Genomic DNA, 15,865 nt, shown 5'->3' with positions numbered 1-15,865 from the left:
TTAATTACTTTGCAACCTTAAAATACCACAGCCTTACTATGACCTTTGTAACCAAACCTATTCTAGTTTTATTTTTACTACTTTCAATATGTAGTTTCGCACAAATTAAAATAATTACCACTAAAGCGGACACCATAAATGCAAACAAGATTGATCAGGCTCTTACAACCATTATAACATCAAAGCCGGATACTGTTTCATATTGGACCAACAAGAACATTATGGGAATCGACATTTCAGAAATTGCATTTGTTAACTGGAGTGCTGGGGGTACCAGTGCCATAACAGGACTGGTAAGAGGGCATCTTAAACGAGATTACAAAGACGACAATCAAGTTTGGGCAAGTGAACTTATTTTCAGATATGGCATGAACAAACAAGAAGGAATTGAACTCAGAAAAACAGATGATGTTTTTAAAATCAACTCCACATATGGATATAGAACAAACACATCATCAAATTGGTATCATTCGGCTAAATTTAACTTCAATACCCAATTTACCGATGGATACAATTATCCAAATACCAAAAACCCTATTTCAAAACCATTTGCTCCGGCATATACCTTTTTAGGAATTGGATCAGAGTACATTTATAAACCCGAAAAATTAAACCTCTATTTATCTCCCCTAACATTAAAAAGCACACTTGTCCTTGACCAAAATTTAGCCGATGCAGGTGCCTATGGTGTCAAGAAAGCAGTTTATGATGTAGATGGAAATTTAATTTTCAAGGGAGAACGTTCCAAAACAGAGCTTGGTATCTTAGCAACTTCTTATATTGAAAAAGAAGTTTTTACCAATATAATCATAAAAAACCGTTTGTCTTTGTACACCGATTATCTACACAATTTCGGCAATATCGATGTTGATTGGCAATCTTACGCAGATTTAAAAGTAAATGAATACGTAAAAGCAAACGTTGGTTTCAATTTGGTTTACGACGAAGATATTGACGTCATTAAAGAAGAAAATGGCGTAAAAATTAATGAAGGTGCCAAAGTACAGCTAAAGCAAGTATTGGGAATTGGTCTAGAATATGTTTTTTAAAACAATACTTAAATAAAATAAAAACGCCCTCAAACAGTCAACTATTTGAGGGCGTTTTCGTTATATTCGTTTTTCAACTAACTCTTTGCTGCCGTTATTGTTTTGTAAAACAACAGGGCATTCCCATCTGTCAGCATCGAAACAAAATGACAAATATGAAGCAATCTTTCATATAGATTTTCTTTTTCCAAATGGTGTTTTTCGGGTAACATTTTCAGGATAAGATTGTCATAATTGGACATTTTTCCTTCGAATTTATTATTGAAAGCCGTTACAAATTTATCCAAAAGCGTTTGTATAATTTGGTAGCCAACAATCTCCTTTTCCACTACTTCACGGCTTTGATAGATATTCTTGACGCTAATTTTGATGATATCGTCCATTTGGGCTTTGTACTTGCTTTTGTCAGTTAAGGCAAAAGGAAATTTTCCTTGCATGATTGCCTCTTCATTTTGAACGAATACTTTCACGGCATCATTAATCAGACTTCCTATAGCCAGCGCGCGCAAGTAACTGATTCGGTCTTCTTTGGTTTCTAAAGTCTTGTATTTTGAAGTATCAATACTGTCTTTCACCAATTTGATTAAATATTCCAAAGCAAAATCTTCGGAAACCAAGCCTAAATTGATTCCATCTTCAAAATCAATTATGGTATAGCAAATATCATCGGCAGCTTCAACAAGGTAGGCAAGCGGATGTCTTTCAAAACCAATATCATTTCCTGTTTTATTGGCAATCATTCCCATATCGGAAGCGACTTCCTGAAAGAAAGCTTTATCGGTTTGAAAAAAACCATATTTCTTATCAGCTATGTTTTTAGTTGGCTTTTTAGGCAAACTCTCTTTTGGGTATTTCATGAAAGCACCAAGAGTGGCATAGGAAAGTCTGATTCCGCCTTCAACACCTGGACGAGAACTGTTCAAAACTGAAAATCCGTTGGCATTTCCCTCAAAATCAATTAGATCTTGCCATTCTTTGGCTGTTAATTGCTCTTTGTATTTCAAACCATTTCCTATCGAAAAATATTCCCCAATGGCTTTTTCTCCCGAATGTCCAAAAGGAGGATTTCCTATATCATGAGCCAAAGATGCTGCAGCCACGATAGCTCCAAAATCATTCATTTGGTAACCGTGAACTTCCTGCAAATACGGATATTTCTCCAATATTTTTTTACCAACCAATCGTCCCAAAGAACGTCCCACAACCGAAACCTCGAGACTGTGCGTTAAACGAGTGTGTACAAAATCGGTTTTGGAAAGCGGAATCACTTGCGTTTTGTCCTGCAAACTTCTAAAAGCAGAGGAGAATATGATTCGGTCATAATCAACTTCAAAGCCCAAACGGGTTTCGTCCTGTTCGATTCTTAATCTTTTACCTGTATCTCCTTGTCTTTTTAGTGATAATAATTGTTCCCAGTTCATGATGTATTTTTCGGATTTGTTTTCAAAGATAGAGAAATAGATAGATTTTAAAAACAAAAGTGATTTGGTAATTAAATTACATGGAACCTATAAAAAACATAAATTGAAATTGCTGCCGACTCAAAAGAAATAAGTATTGCCATTGAGAATACCGCAACTACTTAAAAAATAAAAATCCCAGTAAATTTGATTATTTACCAGGATTATTTTTTTATTATAGATTCTATTTAAAAGGTCATAAAAGCATTAAGGCAAAATAATAATTTTCTTTTGTTTTTCAAATTCATGCTTTTTAACCACATAGGTTTCTGACATAGAATCGTGCCATCCTCCCGCTGTACCACCTAAAAAAGAAAAAATTTCAAACGGAATAAATCTACAAAGTGTACGTTTCAAGATGCTTTTATAATTTGGTTTGGAACCATCTTTCATGATTATATAGGTTTTGGTCAAAAATTTAGCCATTGAACGAGAGAAATACAATTCAGTCAAATAATAGTAAAAACCAGCAATAACGGCAAAAGTAATCCCTTTTTCTACTATTCCCATACTACTAATCCAAGTCTTAAGAACAGAACCACTAGCAACATCTGCTAATATGGCTATAGTTTCCCCAATACTGATCCAAATAATATATTGCACCACTAAATCAATAATCAAATTCGCCAAACGCTGTCCTTGTGAAGCCAATAAATCATCGGTAATTGTAAATTTTTTATGTTCCATAGTTTCTTTTTTATTTATCTAAAAAAATATGCCAAAAACAATAACTAACTCAAATATAATGAATTATTTCCACAATTATTGACTAGAAAACTACCAATTACAATGTGTTTTGCACATCAAGAAACTAAGGTTTACTTAGTTAAACCCTTTTACTTTTGTTTATTAATCTCTGCCTGAATGATATTGTTTTTCACTTCTTTGAGTAAATGATTTTTTGCTTCCGCAAAAGTAATATCATAAATACGGCTTACATCTTGAAATTCTACAGGATATTTGGCCAGCAACTTTGTGTAATAGTTATCTAAAACTTCCTTGGAAGGAGCCGTAAATTCCAGTTGCATTTCGAAACGACGCACCAAAGCCTCATCTATCATCTGGATTTGATTGGTGGCGGCAATTAAGACTGATCGATTGGGGAAATTATCTATCAATTGAATAATCGAGTTCACTACCCGTTTCATCTCCGTACTGTCTTTGTTGTCATAATCCCGGATTTGACCCAAAGAATCAAATTCATCGAAGAATAAAACCGAACTTTCGTATTGCACTTCTTTGAATAATCCTTCAATATTCTTGGAGGTTTCCCCCAATTTGGAAGAAACAATTCGAGAGAGATTGACAATGATTAGCTTTTTGTCCAGTTTTCTTGCAATCGCTTTTGCAGTCATGGTTTTGCCACAGCCTGTTTTGCCGTGTAGCAATATTTTATTCACAACAGGCAACTCGTATTGCTCCAAAACGGCACGAAACTGATATTCCTTCAAGAACTGATTGATTTGCTCGGAAACGGCTTCGTTAAACACTACATCTTCGAGATGAACAATGCTTCGGTCTGTGAAATATAATAAACTCAAGGGAATTGGATTTTTAAATAATATCTTTAAATCAATTTCACAAATTTAGACAAATTAAATTGTGAAAACGAATGTGTTTTAGCCCCGATTGAAGTGGAAATCCTTTTTATTTTTTCTTTAAAAATAAAAAGATTGCAACGGAAAGCGGGATTAGCTCCTAAAAAAAAACAGCCATCATAATCGACAGCTGTTTCTCTTTATTCTTTGTTCTTTAATCTATTGATTACGATCCACACATTTCGCAATCTTCAGGATCTGCGGCTTGTGCTTTTAGCAACATCGCTTTGAAATCTTCAACATCAATAGCTTCTGTCACCGGAATTTCTTCTTGTTTTTTATCGTTGTTCAGTGTAAACTTGATTGCATCAACGGCAGCTTTGGTTCTCAAATAATACATTCCTGTTTTCAAACCTGATTGCCAAGCGTAGAAGTGCATTGAAGTCAATTTAGAATAATTGGCATCTTGCATAAACAAGTTCAATGATTGTGACTGATCCACAAAATAACCTCTTTGCCGAGACATATCGATAATGTCTTTCATAGACATTTCCCAAACGGTTTTATACAATTCTTTCAAGTCTTGAGGAATTATATCAATATTTTGAACCGATCCGTTATGACGCATGATTTCTTGTTTCAAATTGTCATTCCACAATCCTAATTTCACTAAATCGTGCAATAAATGTTTGTTCACCACAATAAATTCACCAGACAATACACGTCTTGTATAAATATTCGAAGTATATGGTTCGAATGCTTCGTTGTTACCCAAAATTTGAGAAGTCGAAGCCGTTGGCATTGGCGCAACCAATAAAGAGTTACGAACTCCATTTTTCACTACTTCTTTTCTAAGCGAAGCCCAGTCCCATCTTCCTGATAGTTCTTCGTCTTTCATTCCCCACAAATTGTGTTGGAATTCTCCGTTTGACATTGGAGACCCTTTGAAAGTAGAATACGGACCTTCTTCGATTGCCATTTCCATAGAGGCAGTACAAGCTGCAAAGTAAAGGGTTTCGAATATTTCTTGGTTTAATTTTTTGGCTTCATCAGATGTAAAAGGCAAACGCAACATGATAAAAGCATCGGCAAGTCCTTGTACACCAAGACCAATTGGCCTGTGACGCATATTGGAGTTTTCAGCTTCTTTTACAGGATAGTAATTTCTGTCGATTACTCTGTTCAAGTTACGAGTTACACGCTTGGTCACATCGTACAATAATTTGTGGTTGAAAGCTCCATTCTCTACAAACATTGGCAAAGAAATAGAAGCTAAATTACAAACAGCCACCTCATCACTTGACGTGAATTCCATAATCTCAGTACACAAATTCGACGAACGAATAGTACCTAGATTTTTTTGATTTGATTTTCTATTGGCAGCATCTTTATACAACATATAAGGAGTTCCGGTCTCGATTTGTGATTCAAGAATTTTCTCCCATAACTCACGTGCTTTGATGGTTTTTCTACCTTTTCCTCTAAATTCGTAATCGGTATATAAAGCTTCAAATTCTTCTCCATACACATCATACAAACCTGGACATTCGTTAGGACACATCAAAGTCCAAGTAGCATCTTCCTGTACACGTTTCATGAACAAATCTGAAGTCCACATCGCGAAGAATAAATCTCTTGCGCGCATTTCTTCTTTACCTGTATTCTTTTTCAAGTCTAAGAAATCAAAAATATCAGCATGCCAAGTTTCGATATAGATAGCAAAACTTCCTTTTCTTTTTCCACCACCTTGATCTACATAACGAGCGGTATCATTAAACACTCTCAACATTGGTACAATTCCGTTTGAAGTACCGTTTGTGCCACGAATGTAAGAACCTGTTGCACGAACATTATGGATAGAAAGTCCAACTCCTCCCGCTGATTGTGAAATTTTTGCAGTTTGTTTTAAAGTATCGTAGATACCATCAATACTGTCGTCTTGCATTGCCAAAAGGAAACAAGAAGACATTTGAGGTTTTGGAGTACCCGCGTTAAACAAAGTTGGTGTTGCATGGGTAAAGAATTTTTTAGACATTAAGTCATAAGTCTCCATCACCGATTTCAAATCGTCCAGGTGAATACCAACAGAAACACGCATCAACATATGTTGCGGACGTTCTACAATTTTTCCGTTTATTTTCAATAAATACGAACGTTCCAGTGTTTTAAAACCAAAATAATCGTAATTAAAATCTCTGTTGTATATAATATGTGAATCTAGAAATTCAGCGTTTTCCATAATCACTTTATGAACTTCTTCGGCTAATAAAGGTGATTCTTGATTGGTTCTAGGATTGATGTAATGAAACATTTCATTCATCGTTTCCGAGAATGATTTTTTGGTATTTGAATGTAGATTTGAAATAGCGATACGAGCAGCCAATTGTGCATAATCTGGATGAGCAATGGTCATTGACGCAGCGGTTTCGGCAGCTAGGTTATCAAGTTCAGATGTAGAAACCCCATCATACAAACCTTCGATAACTCGCATAGCAACTTTAACTGGATCAACCAATTCGTTCAAGCCGTAACATAATTTTTTAATTCTCTCTGTAATTTTATCAAACATTACAGGTTCTTTGTGGCCGTCTCTTTTTACTACATACATACTTTTATCAATTTTTAATTAATGAATTGTGACTTACGAATAGCAGGAATTCATAAATCATTTTTTACTCACGGTCAATCCATAAACCATTTCGATATTTTGTTTCATCGCATAAATGAGATGAAACAAAACGCCGTCATTTGACCCAAAATTAATCGGGCTGAATTAACTTAGCTTTTAGATTTGGGGATCTTAAAAAACTACTTAATTATTATTTTTTCTTTTATTTTTTTTTTAGCGCTTTCAAAAGCTATAGGAAACATTTGAAAAATCAAAACTGTATTCTAAAAATCGGCGTCGAAGCTAATTTTTTGGGAATCACCTTCGGTAACTTTAACCCCAGATTTTTGATATTCTGCAACTTTTTTCTCAAAGAAATTAGTTTTTCCTTGAAGTGAAATCATATCCATGAAATCAAACGGATTGGCAACATTGTATTCTCTGTCACAACCCAATTCTACCAATAATCTATCGGCAACAAATTCTAAGTATTGAGTCATTAAACCTGCATTCATCCCAATCAAACTTACTGGAAGCGATTCGGTAATGAATTCTCTTTCGATATTCAAAGCATCAACGATAATGCTTCTTATTCTTTCTTTTGGCACTTTATTAATTAAATGATGATTGTGTAAATGCACCGCAAAATCACAGTGAACTCCTTCATCACGAGAAATTAGCTCATTAGAAAAAGTTAAGCCCGGCATCAATCCACGTTTTTTTAACCAATAAATAGAACAAAATGCTCCTGAAAAGAAAATCCCTTCTACCGCTGCAAAAGCGATTAGCCTTTCGGCAAAAGAATCAGATTCTATCCATTTCAAAGCCCAGTCTGCTTTTTTTCTAATTGCTGGAAAAACATCCAACGCATTGAATAATTCAGATTTTTCGTTTTCGTCTTTTACATAAGTATCAATCAAAAGCGAATACGTTTCGCTGTGAATATTCTCCATCATAATTTGAAAACCATAGAAAAATTTAGCTTCAGCATATTGTACTTCATTAACAAAATTCTCCGCTAGATTTTCATTGACAATTCCATCCGACGCTGCAAAAAAAGCAAGAATGTGTTTTATAAAGTAGCGTTCGTCATCATTTAGCTTATTATTCCAGTCATTTAAATCTTGTGACAAATCAATTTCTTCAGCAGTCCAGAAACTAGCCTCCATCATTTTATATCTTTCCCAAATATCATGATGTTTAATTGGAAAAATCACGAAACGATTTTTGTTTTCTTGTAAAATTGGTTCAATTTGAGACATTTGACTTTTTGTTTATTTTGATTTTTATACTGAAAATAGATGCGAAATTTGAATTACAAAGATTGTGAATTAATGTTGTTATTAAAAGCCAAACTTATTCACAATACCTCATAGTTTTTAACAAATAAGAAAAAACCCTTATTTAATTGCTAAATAATTAACATACTGATTAACAATATTTTAATTATAACTAAAAGAGATAAACTCCCGTAAAATATAGGAATTTTAAAAGATAAGAAATAGAAATTAGCTTTAGATTTTACAAACCTTTTTTTAAGTCTTCGGCAACTTTTTCAAGTTCCAAATACCAATCTTCACCAAAGCGACGAATAAGGGCTTCCTTGACAAATTTGTATACAGGAACTTCGAGTTCTTGCCCTAAAGAACAGGCTGCATCACAAATATCCCATTTGTCATAATTGACAGCTGCAAACTCGGTGAAATCTTTAACTCGTATTGGGTATAAATGACAGGAAACAGGTTTTTTCCAGTCTATTATACCTTGATTATAGGCTTGCTCAATTCCACAAAGAGCAGTTTTTCCGTCAAAAATAACGTAGGCACAATCTTTATTATCAATTAGCGGAGTTTCAAGATCCCCATCAACACCATTAACCCAAGTCCCTTGGGCTTCTATAGCCTCAATTCCTTGTTTTCTTAAAAATGGTTTTACTTTTGGATATATTTCTTCCAATATTTTTGTTTCTGCCAAACTCAATGGTGCTCCTGCATCGCCATCGACGCAACAGGCTCCTTTGCAAGCTGACAAATTACAAACAAATTCTTTTTCGAGTATATCCTCCGAGACGATGGTTTTTCCTAGTTGAAACATTTTGCAAAGGTAACCAAAGATTCAAGAAATAAAAAACCCACTAACAAACATAAACTCCCAAATCAGACAAATTAACACATTGCAACTATTTTACTTACATAAATTTATAATCTGCTTTATTGAACACATAAGCGTTTTTCTCCAAACTAACGCATTTCATAGTCGTCACTTTTTCCTTGTTTTTCAAATCTTTCATACTCATATCCATTAACAATGTTTTTTCATTGGGCTTGAGATAACCGGCTAAAGCATCTGGCATTTTCCAATTTTTTTGATTTTTAAACATATCACCAAAACTCACTTTGGCTTCATTTGTAAAATAAAAAATGATATCATATTCGTCATTTGTGGCCTGAATCCCTTTGCAGTTGTAACCTAAAAATATTTTATTTGGCAATGTTTTATAAGTGAATTTAGATTTCTCACTCTCTTTCTTTGTCATTTCCGAATAATCAGGCATTTTGGAAGCCGAAGCCATTTTATCCTTGCCATTTCCAAAAGAAGTCACCGTTAGTCTGTTTTTCATATCCATAACCATAAACATGTTTTGCCCTTTTCCCTGCGACACATTAAATCCAAAATAAGACACATTGGGTTCCAGAAAATAATCTGCATTCATCGCCTTAGCATCAGCACCTTTAATTTCCATAACGTATTTCCAGCTAAAAGTATACGAATCTGGAATTTGAGAAGCATCCACTTTATTTTTGCCGTAACCCAAAATCGCTTCATTCCTATTTACATTTTGGTCCACACTTTCCCCAATGGCTTTATCTCCCTCATCTAAAGCCTTATCCGTTGCAGCATTTGCTTTTTGCGAAGCTTTATTCAGCGCTTTTTGCTCCGCAGCTTTTTGAACTTGTTTCCAAATCTGTGCCTGTGAACCATCAAATGAAAACAACAAAACCAAGAGTACTATAACAAACCACATCTTTTTCATAGTTAGTATATTTAAAATTACAAACAAATTTACTAATTGATTTTCAGTAAGTTAAATATTTTAACGTTTGATTTATCCTATTTTAATAATTCAACAAAAAGCAAAAAAACCTACTTTTCAATCATTTAATAATAGAATTCCCAAAATGAAAAAATAACCGTATTTTTGAAAGACAAAAAAGATTTACCCAACTTTTCATAAAAAAAATAATACTTATGATGGATTTTAATTTGAAGGAAATAATAACCGTAGGAATGGTGCTTTTTGCCGTAATTGATATAGTTGGATCTATTCCAATCATAGTGGGGCTGAGAGCCAAACACGGCCATATCGAATCGGAAAAAGCAGCTTTGGTAGCAGGATTGATTATGATATTGTTTTTGTTTATTGGAGAGGAATTTTTAAGCCTAATAGGAATTGATGTCCATTCATTTGCAGTGGCAGGTTCTTTTGTATTATTCTTTTTGGCCTTGGAAATGATTTTAGGTATTCGTATTTATCGAGACGAAGAAGCGAGTTCCGCCTCGATTGTACCATTGGCATTTCCATTAATTGCGGGCGCAGGAACAATGACCACTTTACTTTCTTTACGTTCACAATTCCACACTATAAATATTGTCCTCGCAATTATATTGAACATTATATTGGTTTATATTGTCCTGAAATCATCCGGTAAAATTGAAAAAATGCTTGGACAAAATGGACTTGGCGTAATTCGTAAGACTTTTGGTGTAGTACTTTTAGCAATAGCTGTTAAATTATTCGCCGCTAATGTTAAAGGTTTGTTTGTCTAAAAAAAAAAATTATAAATTTACCCCCTAAATATTTTATTCGTCAAAGATTAAAGCCCATTTTTAAGCAATTTTTATTTCAAAATTAGACTCAAAAATACTTTGGCATTTTTTATAAAAAAATTAAACCTATGAAAACTTTCACTAACATTTTAGTGCTTTTGGCAGTTGCGCTTCTTATTTTCAATATTACTTTAATTGATTTTCAAAATCCATTTAAAGGAGATAGCATAGTGGCGTTCGTTGGTGTAGTCGCTTCATTTTGTGCGGTATTAATTCTTCTTATTTTTAGAATGTCTAAAAAAATAGTTGAAAAAATGAACGACAACGCATAACTGTGTTTGACGTATTAATTATAGGCGGTGGCGTTTCCGGAATATCATGCGCTATGGTATTGGGTTCCGCTAAAAAGAAAACTTTTGTTTCGTCTAAGAAAATCGGAATTCTCACGCATCAAAAGACTTCATCTCTTCAAGAGGCCCTTTTCAACAATGCTTACGGAATTCCTCCTGGAAAATTAGGTTCGGAATTACTAATTGAGAGCATCGATCATTTATCCAACACTTATCCCCATATTCTTCAAATCCCAGAGGAAAAAGTATTGAAAATAGAAGGTCTCTATCCCGAATTTACAGTTGTTACAAACAAAAACACATACAAAACTGCTACTATCGTAATTGGGATTGGATCAGCCAATACTTTTGCTATCGAAGGCTTAATGCAGTTTGTGGAACCGCATAAAAAAGCCCTTCCCGAAAAACAAAGGATTCAACTTAAGAATATTGACCATAAAGTGGCTGATGGTATTTATGTAATAGGAACTCTTGCGGGCTGGCGAAGCCAATTGGCTATTGCCGCAGGGAGTGGCGCAGCTGTCGCTACCGATTTACTTACTTTATGGAACGAGGGAATTCAGACGCATTCGCACGACAGCATTAGAAAATAAACTGTTTACACCTATATTAAATTACTTTGAAGTTTCAAGTTTAGAATTTTCCTTCAAAACTGCTTTTATCATAGCGTCGTCTTTCAAAACCATTTCGTAGTAGTAAGTATCCCCAAATAACTGTTTTGCAAACTCTGCACTGACATATCTTTTTACCAATGTTTTATAGTTCCCAAGATTAACCTCCAAACCGTTTTTGGAAAGGTATTTTTGGAAAGCATTAAAATACGAATCGGTAGCGTTTATTTGCATTTTAAATTGATCGAAAGTCAATTTGGTAAATGCATTTCTATCTTTGTCTAACTCTTCAAAAACAAAATGTCCTACAATACCTGACTGCAACAAATATGAAATATTTTCTGCTCCATGCTCTGCTTCCAAAGGCACGAAAACATCGGGCACAATTCCGCCACCGCCATAAACAATCTTCCCTTTTTTGGTTTTAAACTTTAAAGAATCAACCACTTTTATGCTGTCTTTTTTATACAATTCGCCATGCAAAAAACGATCATCCGATTCTTTGAAGTATTCCTCATTCCCTTTAGAATATGGCTTTTGAATAGACCTACCCGTTGGTGTATAATATCTGGCAATGGTCAATCGCACAGCTGAACCGTCATTAAAATCCATCTCACGTTGTACCAATCCTTTTCCAAATGATCGTCTTCCCACAATAGTTCCACGATCATTATCCTGTATCGCTCCAGCCAAAATTTCACTCGCCGAAGCACTGTTTTCATTAATCAAAACAAATACATTTCCGGTTTCGAAGCTACCCTCTTCTGTAGCATAGGTTTTTTCAGTTGGCTCTTTCTTGCTTTTGGTAAAAACAATTAATTCTTTGTCTTTCAAAAACTCATCGGCAATAGCAATGGCTTCTTCCATATAACCGCCCCCATTATCCCGAACATCGATCACCAGTGTTTTAATTCCTTGTTTTTTCAAAGAAGTCAAACCTTTTTTAAACTCATCGAAAGTAGTTTCCGCAAAACGGTTAATCTTGATATAACCCGTATTTTTGTCCAAAAGCATTGCAACATCAACACTTTTTAAAGGAATTACATCGCGCTTTATGGTAACCTTCATTTTCTTGTGTTCGGATTTTCTATAAACCGTCAATTCAATTTGCGACCCTGCCTCCCCTTTTAGCGTGGCAAACAAACTGTCATTAGGCAATTTTCGACCAAATAACTTAGTTTTATCTGCATACAAAATTCGGTCTCCAGCCTTGATTCCTGCTTTTGCCGAAGGGCCATTTTTAACTGGATTTATAACCGCAACAGAATCATTGTGCATATAAAAATTAATTCCAATCCCAACAAAATCGCCTTTCATTGTCTCAGCTATTTCGGCTTGATCTTTTGGCGGAATGTACACGGAATGTGGATCTAATTTTGCTAAGATGCTATTTACCGTAAGACTAACAATCGAATCGGTATTTACATCATCTACATATTCGTTGTCAATGAAATCAATCAGTTTATTGAGTTTTTCTTTGGTATTCTTTTTGGCCATAAAAGATTTGGACAAAGGCGTACCGGACAAACTGCCAATAAAAATTCCAAGGGCAAAAATGCCACCGATAAGTATGGGTAAATATTTGTTGTCGAATTTCATTTGCTTTTAATCTTCCAAAACGGGAATATGTTCTACTTCTATGCCTGCTTTCATTAAAAATTGTATTCCGGAATCATCACGGTATCCATTGTGGTAAACCACTCTTTTTATCCCCGATTGGTGAATCAATTTGCTGCATTCCTTACAAGGCGAAAGTGTGATATACAAAGTCGCCCCTTCACAGGATTGAGTTGATCTGGCCACTTTCAATATCGCATTTGCTTCAGCGTGGAGAACATCCCAACGTGTCAAACCTTCTTCGTCTTCACAACAGTTTTCAAATCCTGATGGTGTTCCATTATATCCGTCCGAAATAATCATACGGTCTTTTACTATGATAGCACCTACTTTTTTTCTTTGGCAATAGGACAACAAACCCCATTCTGTAGCAATCCTAAGATAGGCTTTGTCGTATTTATTTAATTTTATTTTGTTCATATTTTGAATTATCTTTTCCAGATTTCACTTTCCAGAATCATAGGCAACACTACCCCAATTATAAATGCCGACATCACTAATGTCCAATCGCGTTTTGAAAAACGAAATACCGTTTGTACAATATACGACAAAATCAACACAACAATCACTACCACAATTTGAGCGGCTTCGATTCCCAGTGCAAATTCGGCCATCGGCAATAACTTCGAACTTGGACTTCCTCCTAATATCGTTTTAAAATAATTAGAAAAACCTAAACCATGAATGATTCCAAAGAAAAGCGTTATTATAAAAACTAAATTGACACTACCATTTTTACTGGATTTACCAGCTGTAAACAAATTATAGAGAGCCGTTATTAATATTGTAATCGGAATAAGCAGTTCTACCACATTTACCTTAACTGAAATAATTCCAAAAACGGAAAGAAACAATGCGGTTGTATGTCCCAAAGTAAACACAGTTACCAAAAGCAAAATCCTTTTCCAGTCATTAAACGAAAAAGGAACAGACAAAGCAATTAAAAATAAAACATGATCATAGGAATGTATATCCAGTACGTGTTTCAATCCTATTTGAAAGTAAATCAAAAATTCTGACATCATAAAATAATTAAATTGATATGGGGTTGTAAACTTACGATTAATTTTGAAAATGGAATATTTGATTAAAAAATCATTCTTCAAAAAAAATAAAAAATAGAGGTCAATCGTACAAAAAAGTCATTAAAAACAAAAATCATTAGTGAAAAATTAATTATCTTTATGTCAAACCTTAAACACCACAATTATGCCATTCTCAGATTTATTTAGTAGCGAATTCAACCAAGCAAACAAAGGCCATTTTTCAGCCATTGTGCGGGTAGCCTATGCCGGTGGAAATATTACGGAACAAGAACAAAAATTTCTGGACAAACTTGCTGTGGATCTTGAAATTTCCGAAGAAGAATACAAAGAGATTTTAAAAGATCCGAACAAATATCCAATCAACGCACCATACTTATACATTGAAAGACTGGAAAGTCTCCACAAACTAGCCAGAATAGTTCGCCGAGACCATCAACTGGGAGATCAGCAAGAACACTTAATGGTTAAATTTGCATTAGCTTTAGGATTTACTCCTGCCAATGTGAATTATATTGTGGACAAAGCACTCAAATTGGTTGATAAACATGTAGATCTAGATACTTTTATATATGAAATGAAGAATATGTATAAATAAAAAACAGCTCCAATTTAGGAGCTGTTTTTTGGTTTAATCTTTGGTTTGTTTCTTGGTTTAATATTTACTCAGTTTTGCTTTATACATAAACTCTTCTGCTTTTTCAACCATTTTTATGCTACCGCAAAAGAAAGGCACCCTTTCGTGTAATTCTGTAGGTTGGATTTCCATTATTCTATCAAAACCATCCGAAGCTTTTCCACCAGCCTGCTCCACAATAAATGCCATAGGATTACATTCGTATAACAAACGTAACTTCCCTTTTGGTGCTTTTTTACTGGTAGGATAAATATAAATCCCCCCTTTAATCATATTTCTATGAATATCCGCCACTAAACTTCCAATGTAGCGAGAAGTATAAGGACGATCTTCTTCTTCCAATTGACAATACTTGATATAATCTTTCACCCCTTGCGGAAAATGAACATAATTTCCTTCGTTGATGGAATAGATATTACCATCTTCAGAGAATTTCATATTGGGATGCGAAAGGTAAAATGTTCCAATAGCGGGATTCAAAGTAAATCCGTTTACTCCATGACCTGTAGTATATACAAGCATAGTTGACGTTCCATAAATTACATAACCTGCAGCTACTTGTTGCGTACCCGGTTGCAAAAAATCTTCTAATGTAACCGGAGTTCCTATAGGCGTTACTCTTCTATAAACCGAAAATATAGTCCCCACTGTAACATTTACATCAATATTCGAAGATCCATCAAGAGGATCCATCAAAACCACATATTTATTATTATGACTGCTATCACTTCCTTCTACCGTAATAAAATCATCATTTTCTTCTGAAGCGATACCACAAACAATTTCGCGGTTAATTAAGGTTTGAATAAAAATCTCATTGGCATATACATCCAATTTTTGTTGGTCTTCGCCTTGAATATTTTGTTCTCCGGCTGCTCCTATTATATCGACTAATCCAGCTTTATTTACTTTGTAATTGACCACTTTGGCCGCCAAACGAATTGAGTTGATAATCCTGGATAATTCACCTGATGAATATTGGAAAGCTTTTTGGTTTTCAATAATAAATTCCCCTAGTGTTTTGTTTCTTTCTTCCATTACGAAATCGATGTAGTTAGTTTGAAGTCACAAATATCGTTTTTTTTGTGAAATTGAAAAGAATAATACTTAGATAGTTTATCAGT

At 34.4% G+C, this 15,865-nt stretch carries 16 protein-coding genes; 5 read left to right on the top strand and 11 right to left on the bottom strand.

Annotated elements, in window-relative coordinates; all coding sequences use genetic code 11:
• Nucleotides 1–38 precede the first annotated feature (38 nt).
• Complete coding sequence (locus HQN62_RS04240; protein ID WP_173503446.1) at nucleotides 39–1,049, top strand: DUF3078 domain-containing protein; 1,011 nt, start codon at nucleotides 39–41, stop codon at nucleotides 1,047–1,049.
• A 77-nt stretch (nucleotides 1,050–1,126) separates the two neighbouring features.
• Here HQN62_RS04240 and HQN62_RS04235 read toward each other — a convergent pair whose 3' ends face one another.
• The 7 genes from HQN62_RS04235 to HQN62_RS04205 form a co-directional block, all read right to left on the bottom strand.
• Nucleotides 1,127–2,470: a deoxyguanosinetriphosphate triphosphohydrolase gene (locus tag HQN62_RS04235; protein ID WP_173503445.1), complete on the bottom strand. Its 1,344-nt coding sequence runs from the start codon at nucleotides 2,468–2,470 to the stop codon at nucleotides 1,127–1,129.
• A 246-nt stretch (nucleotides 2,471–2,716) separates the two neighbouring features.
• Nucleotides 2,717–3,196 (bottom strand): RDD family protein, encoded by a 480-nt coding sequence (locus HQN62_RS04230; RefSeq protein WP_173503444.1) that lies wholly within the window; start codon nucleotides 3,194–3,196, stop codon nucleotides 2,717–2,719.
• Between the two features lie 149 nt (nucleotides 3,197–3,345).
• The gene (locus tag HQN62_RS04225; protein ID WP_173503443.1) at nucleotides 3,346–4,050 is read right to left on the bottom strand and encodes an AAA family ATPase; all 705 of its coding nucleotides are present in this window, start codon (nucleotides 4,048–4,050) and stop codon (nucleotides 3,346–3,348) included.
• 223 nt (nucleotides 4,051–4,273) lie between these two features.
• Nucleotides 4,274–6,655: a ribonucleoside-diphosphate reductase subunit alpha gene (locus HQN62_RS04220; protein WP_173503442.1), complete on the bottom strand. Its 2,382-nt coding sequence runs from the start codon at nucleotides 6,653–6,655 to the stop codon at nucleotides 4,274–4,276.
• A gap of 284 nt (nucleotides 6,656–6,939) precedes the next feature.
• Entirely contained in the window at nucleotides 6,940–7,917 is a 978-nt protein-coding gene (locus HQN62_RS04215; protein ID WP_173503441.1) for a ribonucleotide-diphosphate reductase subunit beta, read from the bottom strand.
• 259 nt (nucleotides 7,918–8,176) lie between these two features.
• Nucleotides 8,177–8,749, bottom strand: a complete 573-nt coding sequence (locus HQN62_RS04210) for a DUF3109 family protein (RefSeq protein ID WP_116796288.1) — start codon at nucleotides 8,747–8,749, stop codon at nucleotides 8,177–8,179.
• 94 nt (nucleotides 8,750–8,843) lie between these two features.
• Nucleotides 8,844–9,689, bottom strand: coding sequence for a hypothetical protein (locus HQN62_RS04205; protein ID WP_173503440.1), 846 nt, complete (start codon nucleotides 9,687–9,689; stop codon nucleotides 8,844–8,846).
• Nucleotides 9,690–9,907: 218 nt separating this feature from the next.
• On the opposite strand from HQN62_RS04205, the gene HQN62_RS04200 reads away from it, so the two are divergent.
• The 3 genes from HQN62_RS04200 (at nucleotide 9,908) to HQN62_RS04190 (ending at nucleotide 11,426) form a co-directional block, all read left to right on the top strand.
• Entirely contained in the window at nucleotides 9,908–10,483 is a 576-nt protein-coding gene (locus tag HQN62_RS04200) for a MarC family protein (RefSeq protein ID WP_371811647.1), read from the top strand.
• 128 nt (nucleotides 10,484–10,611) lie between these two features.
• Nucleotides 10,612–10,815, top strand: coding sequence for a hypothetical protein (locus HQN62_RS04195; RefSeq protein ID WP_116796291.1), 204 nt, complete (start codon nucleotides 10,612–10,614; stop codon nucleotides 10,813–10,815).
• Nucleotides 10,816–10,817: 2 nt separating this feature from the next.
• Nucleotides 10,818–11,426 (top strand): FAD-dependent oxidoreductase, encoded by a 609-nt coding sequence (locus HQN62_RS04190; RefSeq protein ID WP_116796292.1) that lies wholly within the window; start codon nucleotides 10,818–10,820, stop codon nucleotides 11,424–11,426.
• 21 nt (nucleotides 11,427–11,447) lie between these two features.
• Here HQN62_RS04190 and HQN62_RS04185 read toward each other — a convergent pair whose 3' ends face one another.
• Genes HQN62_RS04185 through HQN62_RS04175 form a run of 3 tightly spaced genes read right to left on the bottom strand, consistent with a single transcriptional unit; the run spans nucleotide 11,448 to nucleotide 14,083 of the window.
• Nucleotides 11,448–13,043 (bottom strand): S41 family peptidase, encoded by a 1,596-nt coding sequence (locus tag HQN62_RS04185; protein WP_173503439.1) that lies wholly within the window; start codon nucleotides 13,041–13,043, stop codon nucleotides 11,448–11,450.
• A gap of 6 nt (nucleotides 13,044–13,049) precedes the next feature.
• Nucleotides 13,050–13,481: a deoxycytidylate deaminase gene (locus tag HQN62_RS04180; RefSeq protein WP_173503438.1), complete on the bottom strand. Its 432-nt coding sequence runs from the start codon at nucleotides 13,479–13,481 to the stop codon at nucleotides 13,050–13,052.
• Nucleotides 13,482–13,489: 8 nt separating this feature from the next.
• Nucleotides 13,490–14,083, bottom strand: coding sequence for a HupE/UreJ family protein (locus HQN62_RS04175; RefSeq protein ID WP_116798400.1), 594 nt, complete (start codon nucleotides 14,081–14,083; stop codon nucleotides 13,490–13,492).
• A 187-nt stretch (nucleotides 14,084–14,270) separates the two neighbouring features.
• Here HQN62_RS04175 and HQN62_RS04170 point away from each other — a divergent pair, with 187 nt between their 5' ends.
• Nucleotides 14,271–14,702 carry a tellurite resistance TerB family protein gene (locus HQN62_RS04170; protein ID WP_111409646.1) on the top strand — a complete coding sequence of 144 codons (432 nt, stop codon included), beginning with the start codon at nucleotides 14,271–14,273 and terminating at the stop codon, nucleotides 14,700–14,702.
• Nucleotides 14,703–14,759: 57 nt separating this feature from the next.
• Here HQN62_RS04170 and fbp read toward each other — a convergent pair whose 3' ends face one another.
• Nucleotides 14,760–15,779 carry a class 1 fructose-bisphosphatase gene (gene fbp / locus HQN62_RS04165; protein ID WP_116796295.1) on the bottom strand — a complete coding sequence of 340 codons (1,020 nt, stop codon included), beginning with the start codon at nucleotides 15,777–15,779 and terminating at the stop codon, nucleotides 14,760–14,762.
• Nucleotides 15,780–15,865 lie beyond the last annotated feature (86 nt).

This window comes from Flavobacterium sp. M31R6 (assembly GCF_013284035.1).
In the GTDB taxonomy this organism is placed as follows: Bacteria; Bacteroidota; Bacteroidia; order Flavobacteriales; family Flavobacteriaceae; genus Flavobacterium.
The sequence above is the reverse complement of the archived record's forward strand: the minus strand, read 5'-3'. Positions and strand labels throughout refer to the sequence as shown.

Excerpts from the sequence above, each read along its gene's own strand:
- HQN62_RS04215 (WP_173503441.1), bottom strand. The coding sequence starts at position 7,917 with ATGTCTCAAATTGAACCAATTTTACAAGAAAACAAAAATCGTTTCGTG.
- HQN62_RS04210 (WP_116796288.1), bottom strand. The coding sequence starts at position 8,749 with ATGTTTCAACTAGGAAAAACCATCGTCTCGGAGGATATACTCGAAAAA.
- HQN62_RS04185 (WP_173503439.1), bottom strand. The coding sequence starts at position 13,043 with ATGAAATTCGACAACAAATATTTACCCATACTTATCGGTGGCATTTTT.
- HQN62_RS04175 (WP_116798400.1), bottom strand. The coding sequence starts at position 14,083 with ATGTCAGAATTTTTGATTTACTTTCAAATAGGATTGAAACACGTACTG.
- HQN62_RS04235 (WP_173503445.1), bottom strand. The coding sequence starts at position 2,470 with ATGAACTGGGAACAATTATTATCACTAAAAAGACAAGGAGATACAGGT.
- HQN62_RS04200 (WP_371811647.1), top strand. The coding sequence starts at position 9,908 with ATGGATTTTAATTTGAAGGAAATAATAACCGTAGGAATGGTGCTTTTT.
- fbp (WP_116796295.1), bottom strand. The coding sequence starts at position 15,779 with ATGGAAGAAAGAAACAAAACACTAGGGGAATTTATTATTGAAAACCAA.
- HQN62_RS04220 (WP_173503442.1), bottom strand. The coding sequence starts at position 6,655 with ATGTATGTAGTAAAAAGAGACGGCCACAAAGAACCTGTAATGTTTGAT.
- HQN62_RS04195 (WP_116796291.1), top strand. The coding sequence starts at position 10,612 with ATGAAAACTTTCACTAACATTTTAGTGCTTTTGGCAGTTGCGCTTCTT.
- HQN62_RS04240 (WP_173503446.1), top strand. The coding sequence starts at position 39 with ATGACCTTTGTAACCAAACCTATTCTAGTTTTATTTTTACTACTTTCA.
- HQN62_RS04205 (WP_173503440.1), bottom strand. The coding sequence starts at position 9,689 with ATGAAAAAGATGTGGTTTGTTATAGTACTCTTGGTTTTGTTGTTTTCA.
- HQN62_RS04170 (WP_111409646.1), top strand. The coding sequence starts at position 14,271 with ATGCCATTCTCAGATTTATTTAGTAGCGAATTCAACCAAGCAAACAAA.
- HQN62_RS04180 (WP_173503438.1), bottom strand. The coding sequence starts at position 13,481 with ATGAACAAAATAAAATTAAATAAATACGACAAAGCCTATCTTAGGATT.
- HQN62_RS04230 (WP_173503444.1), bottom strand. The coding sequence starts at position 3,196 with ATGGAACATAAAAAATTTACAATTACCGATGATTTATTGGCTTCACAA.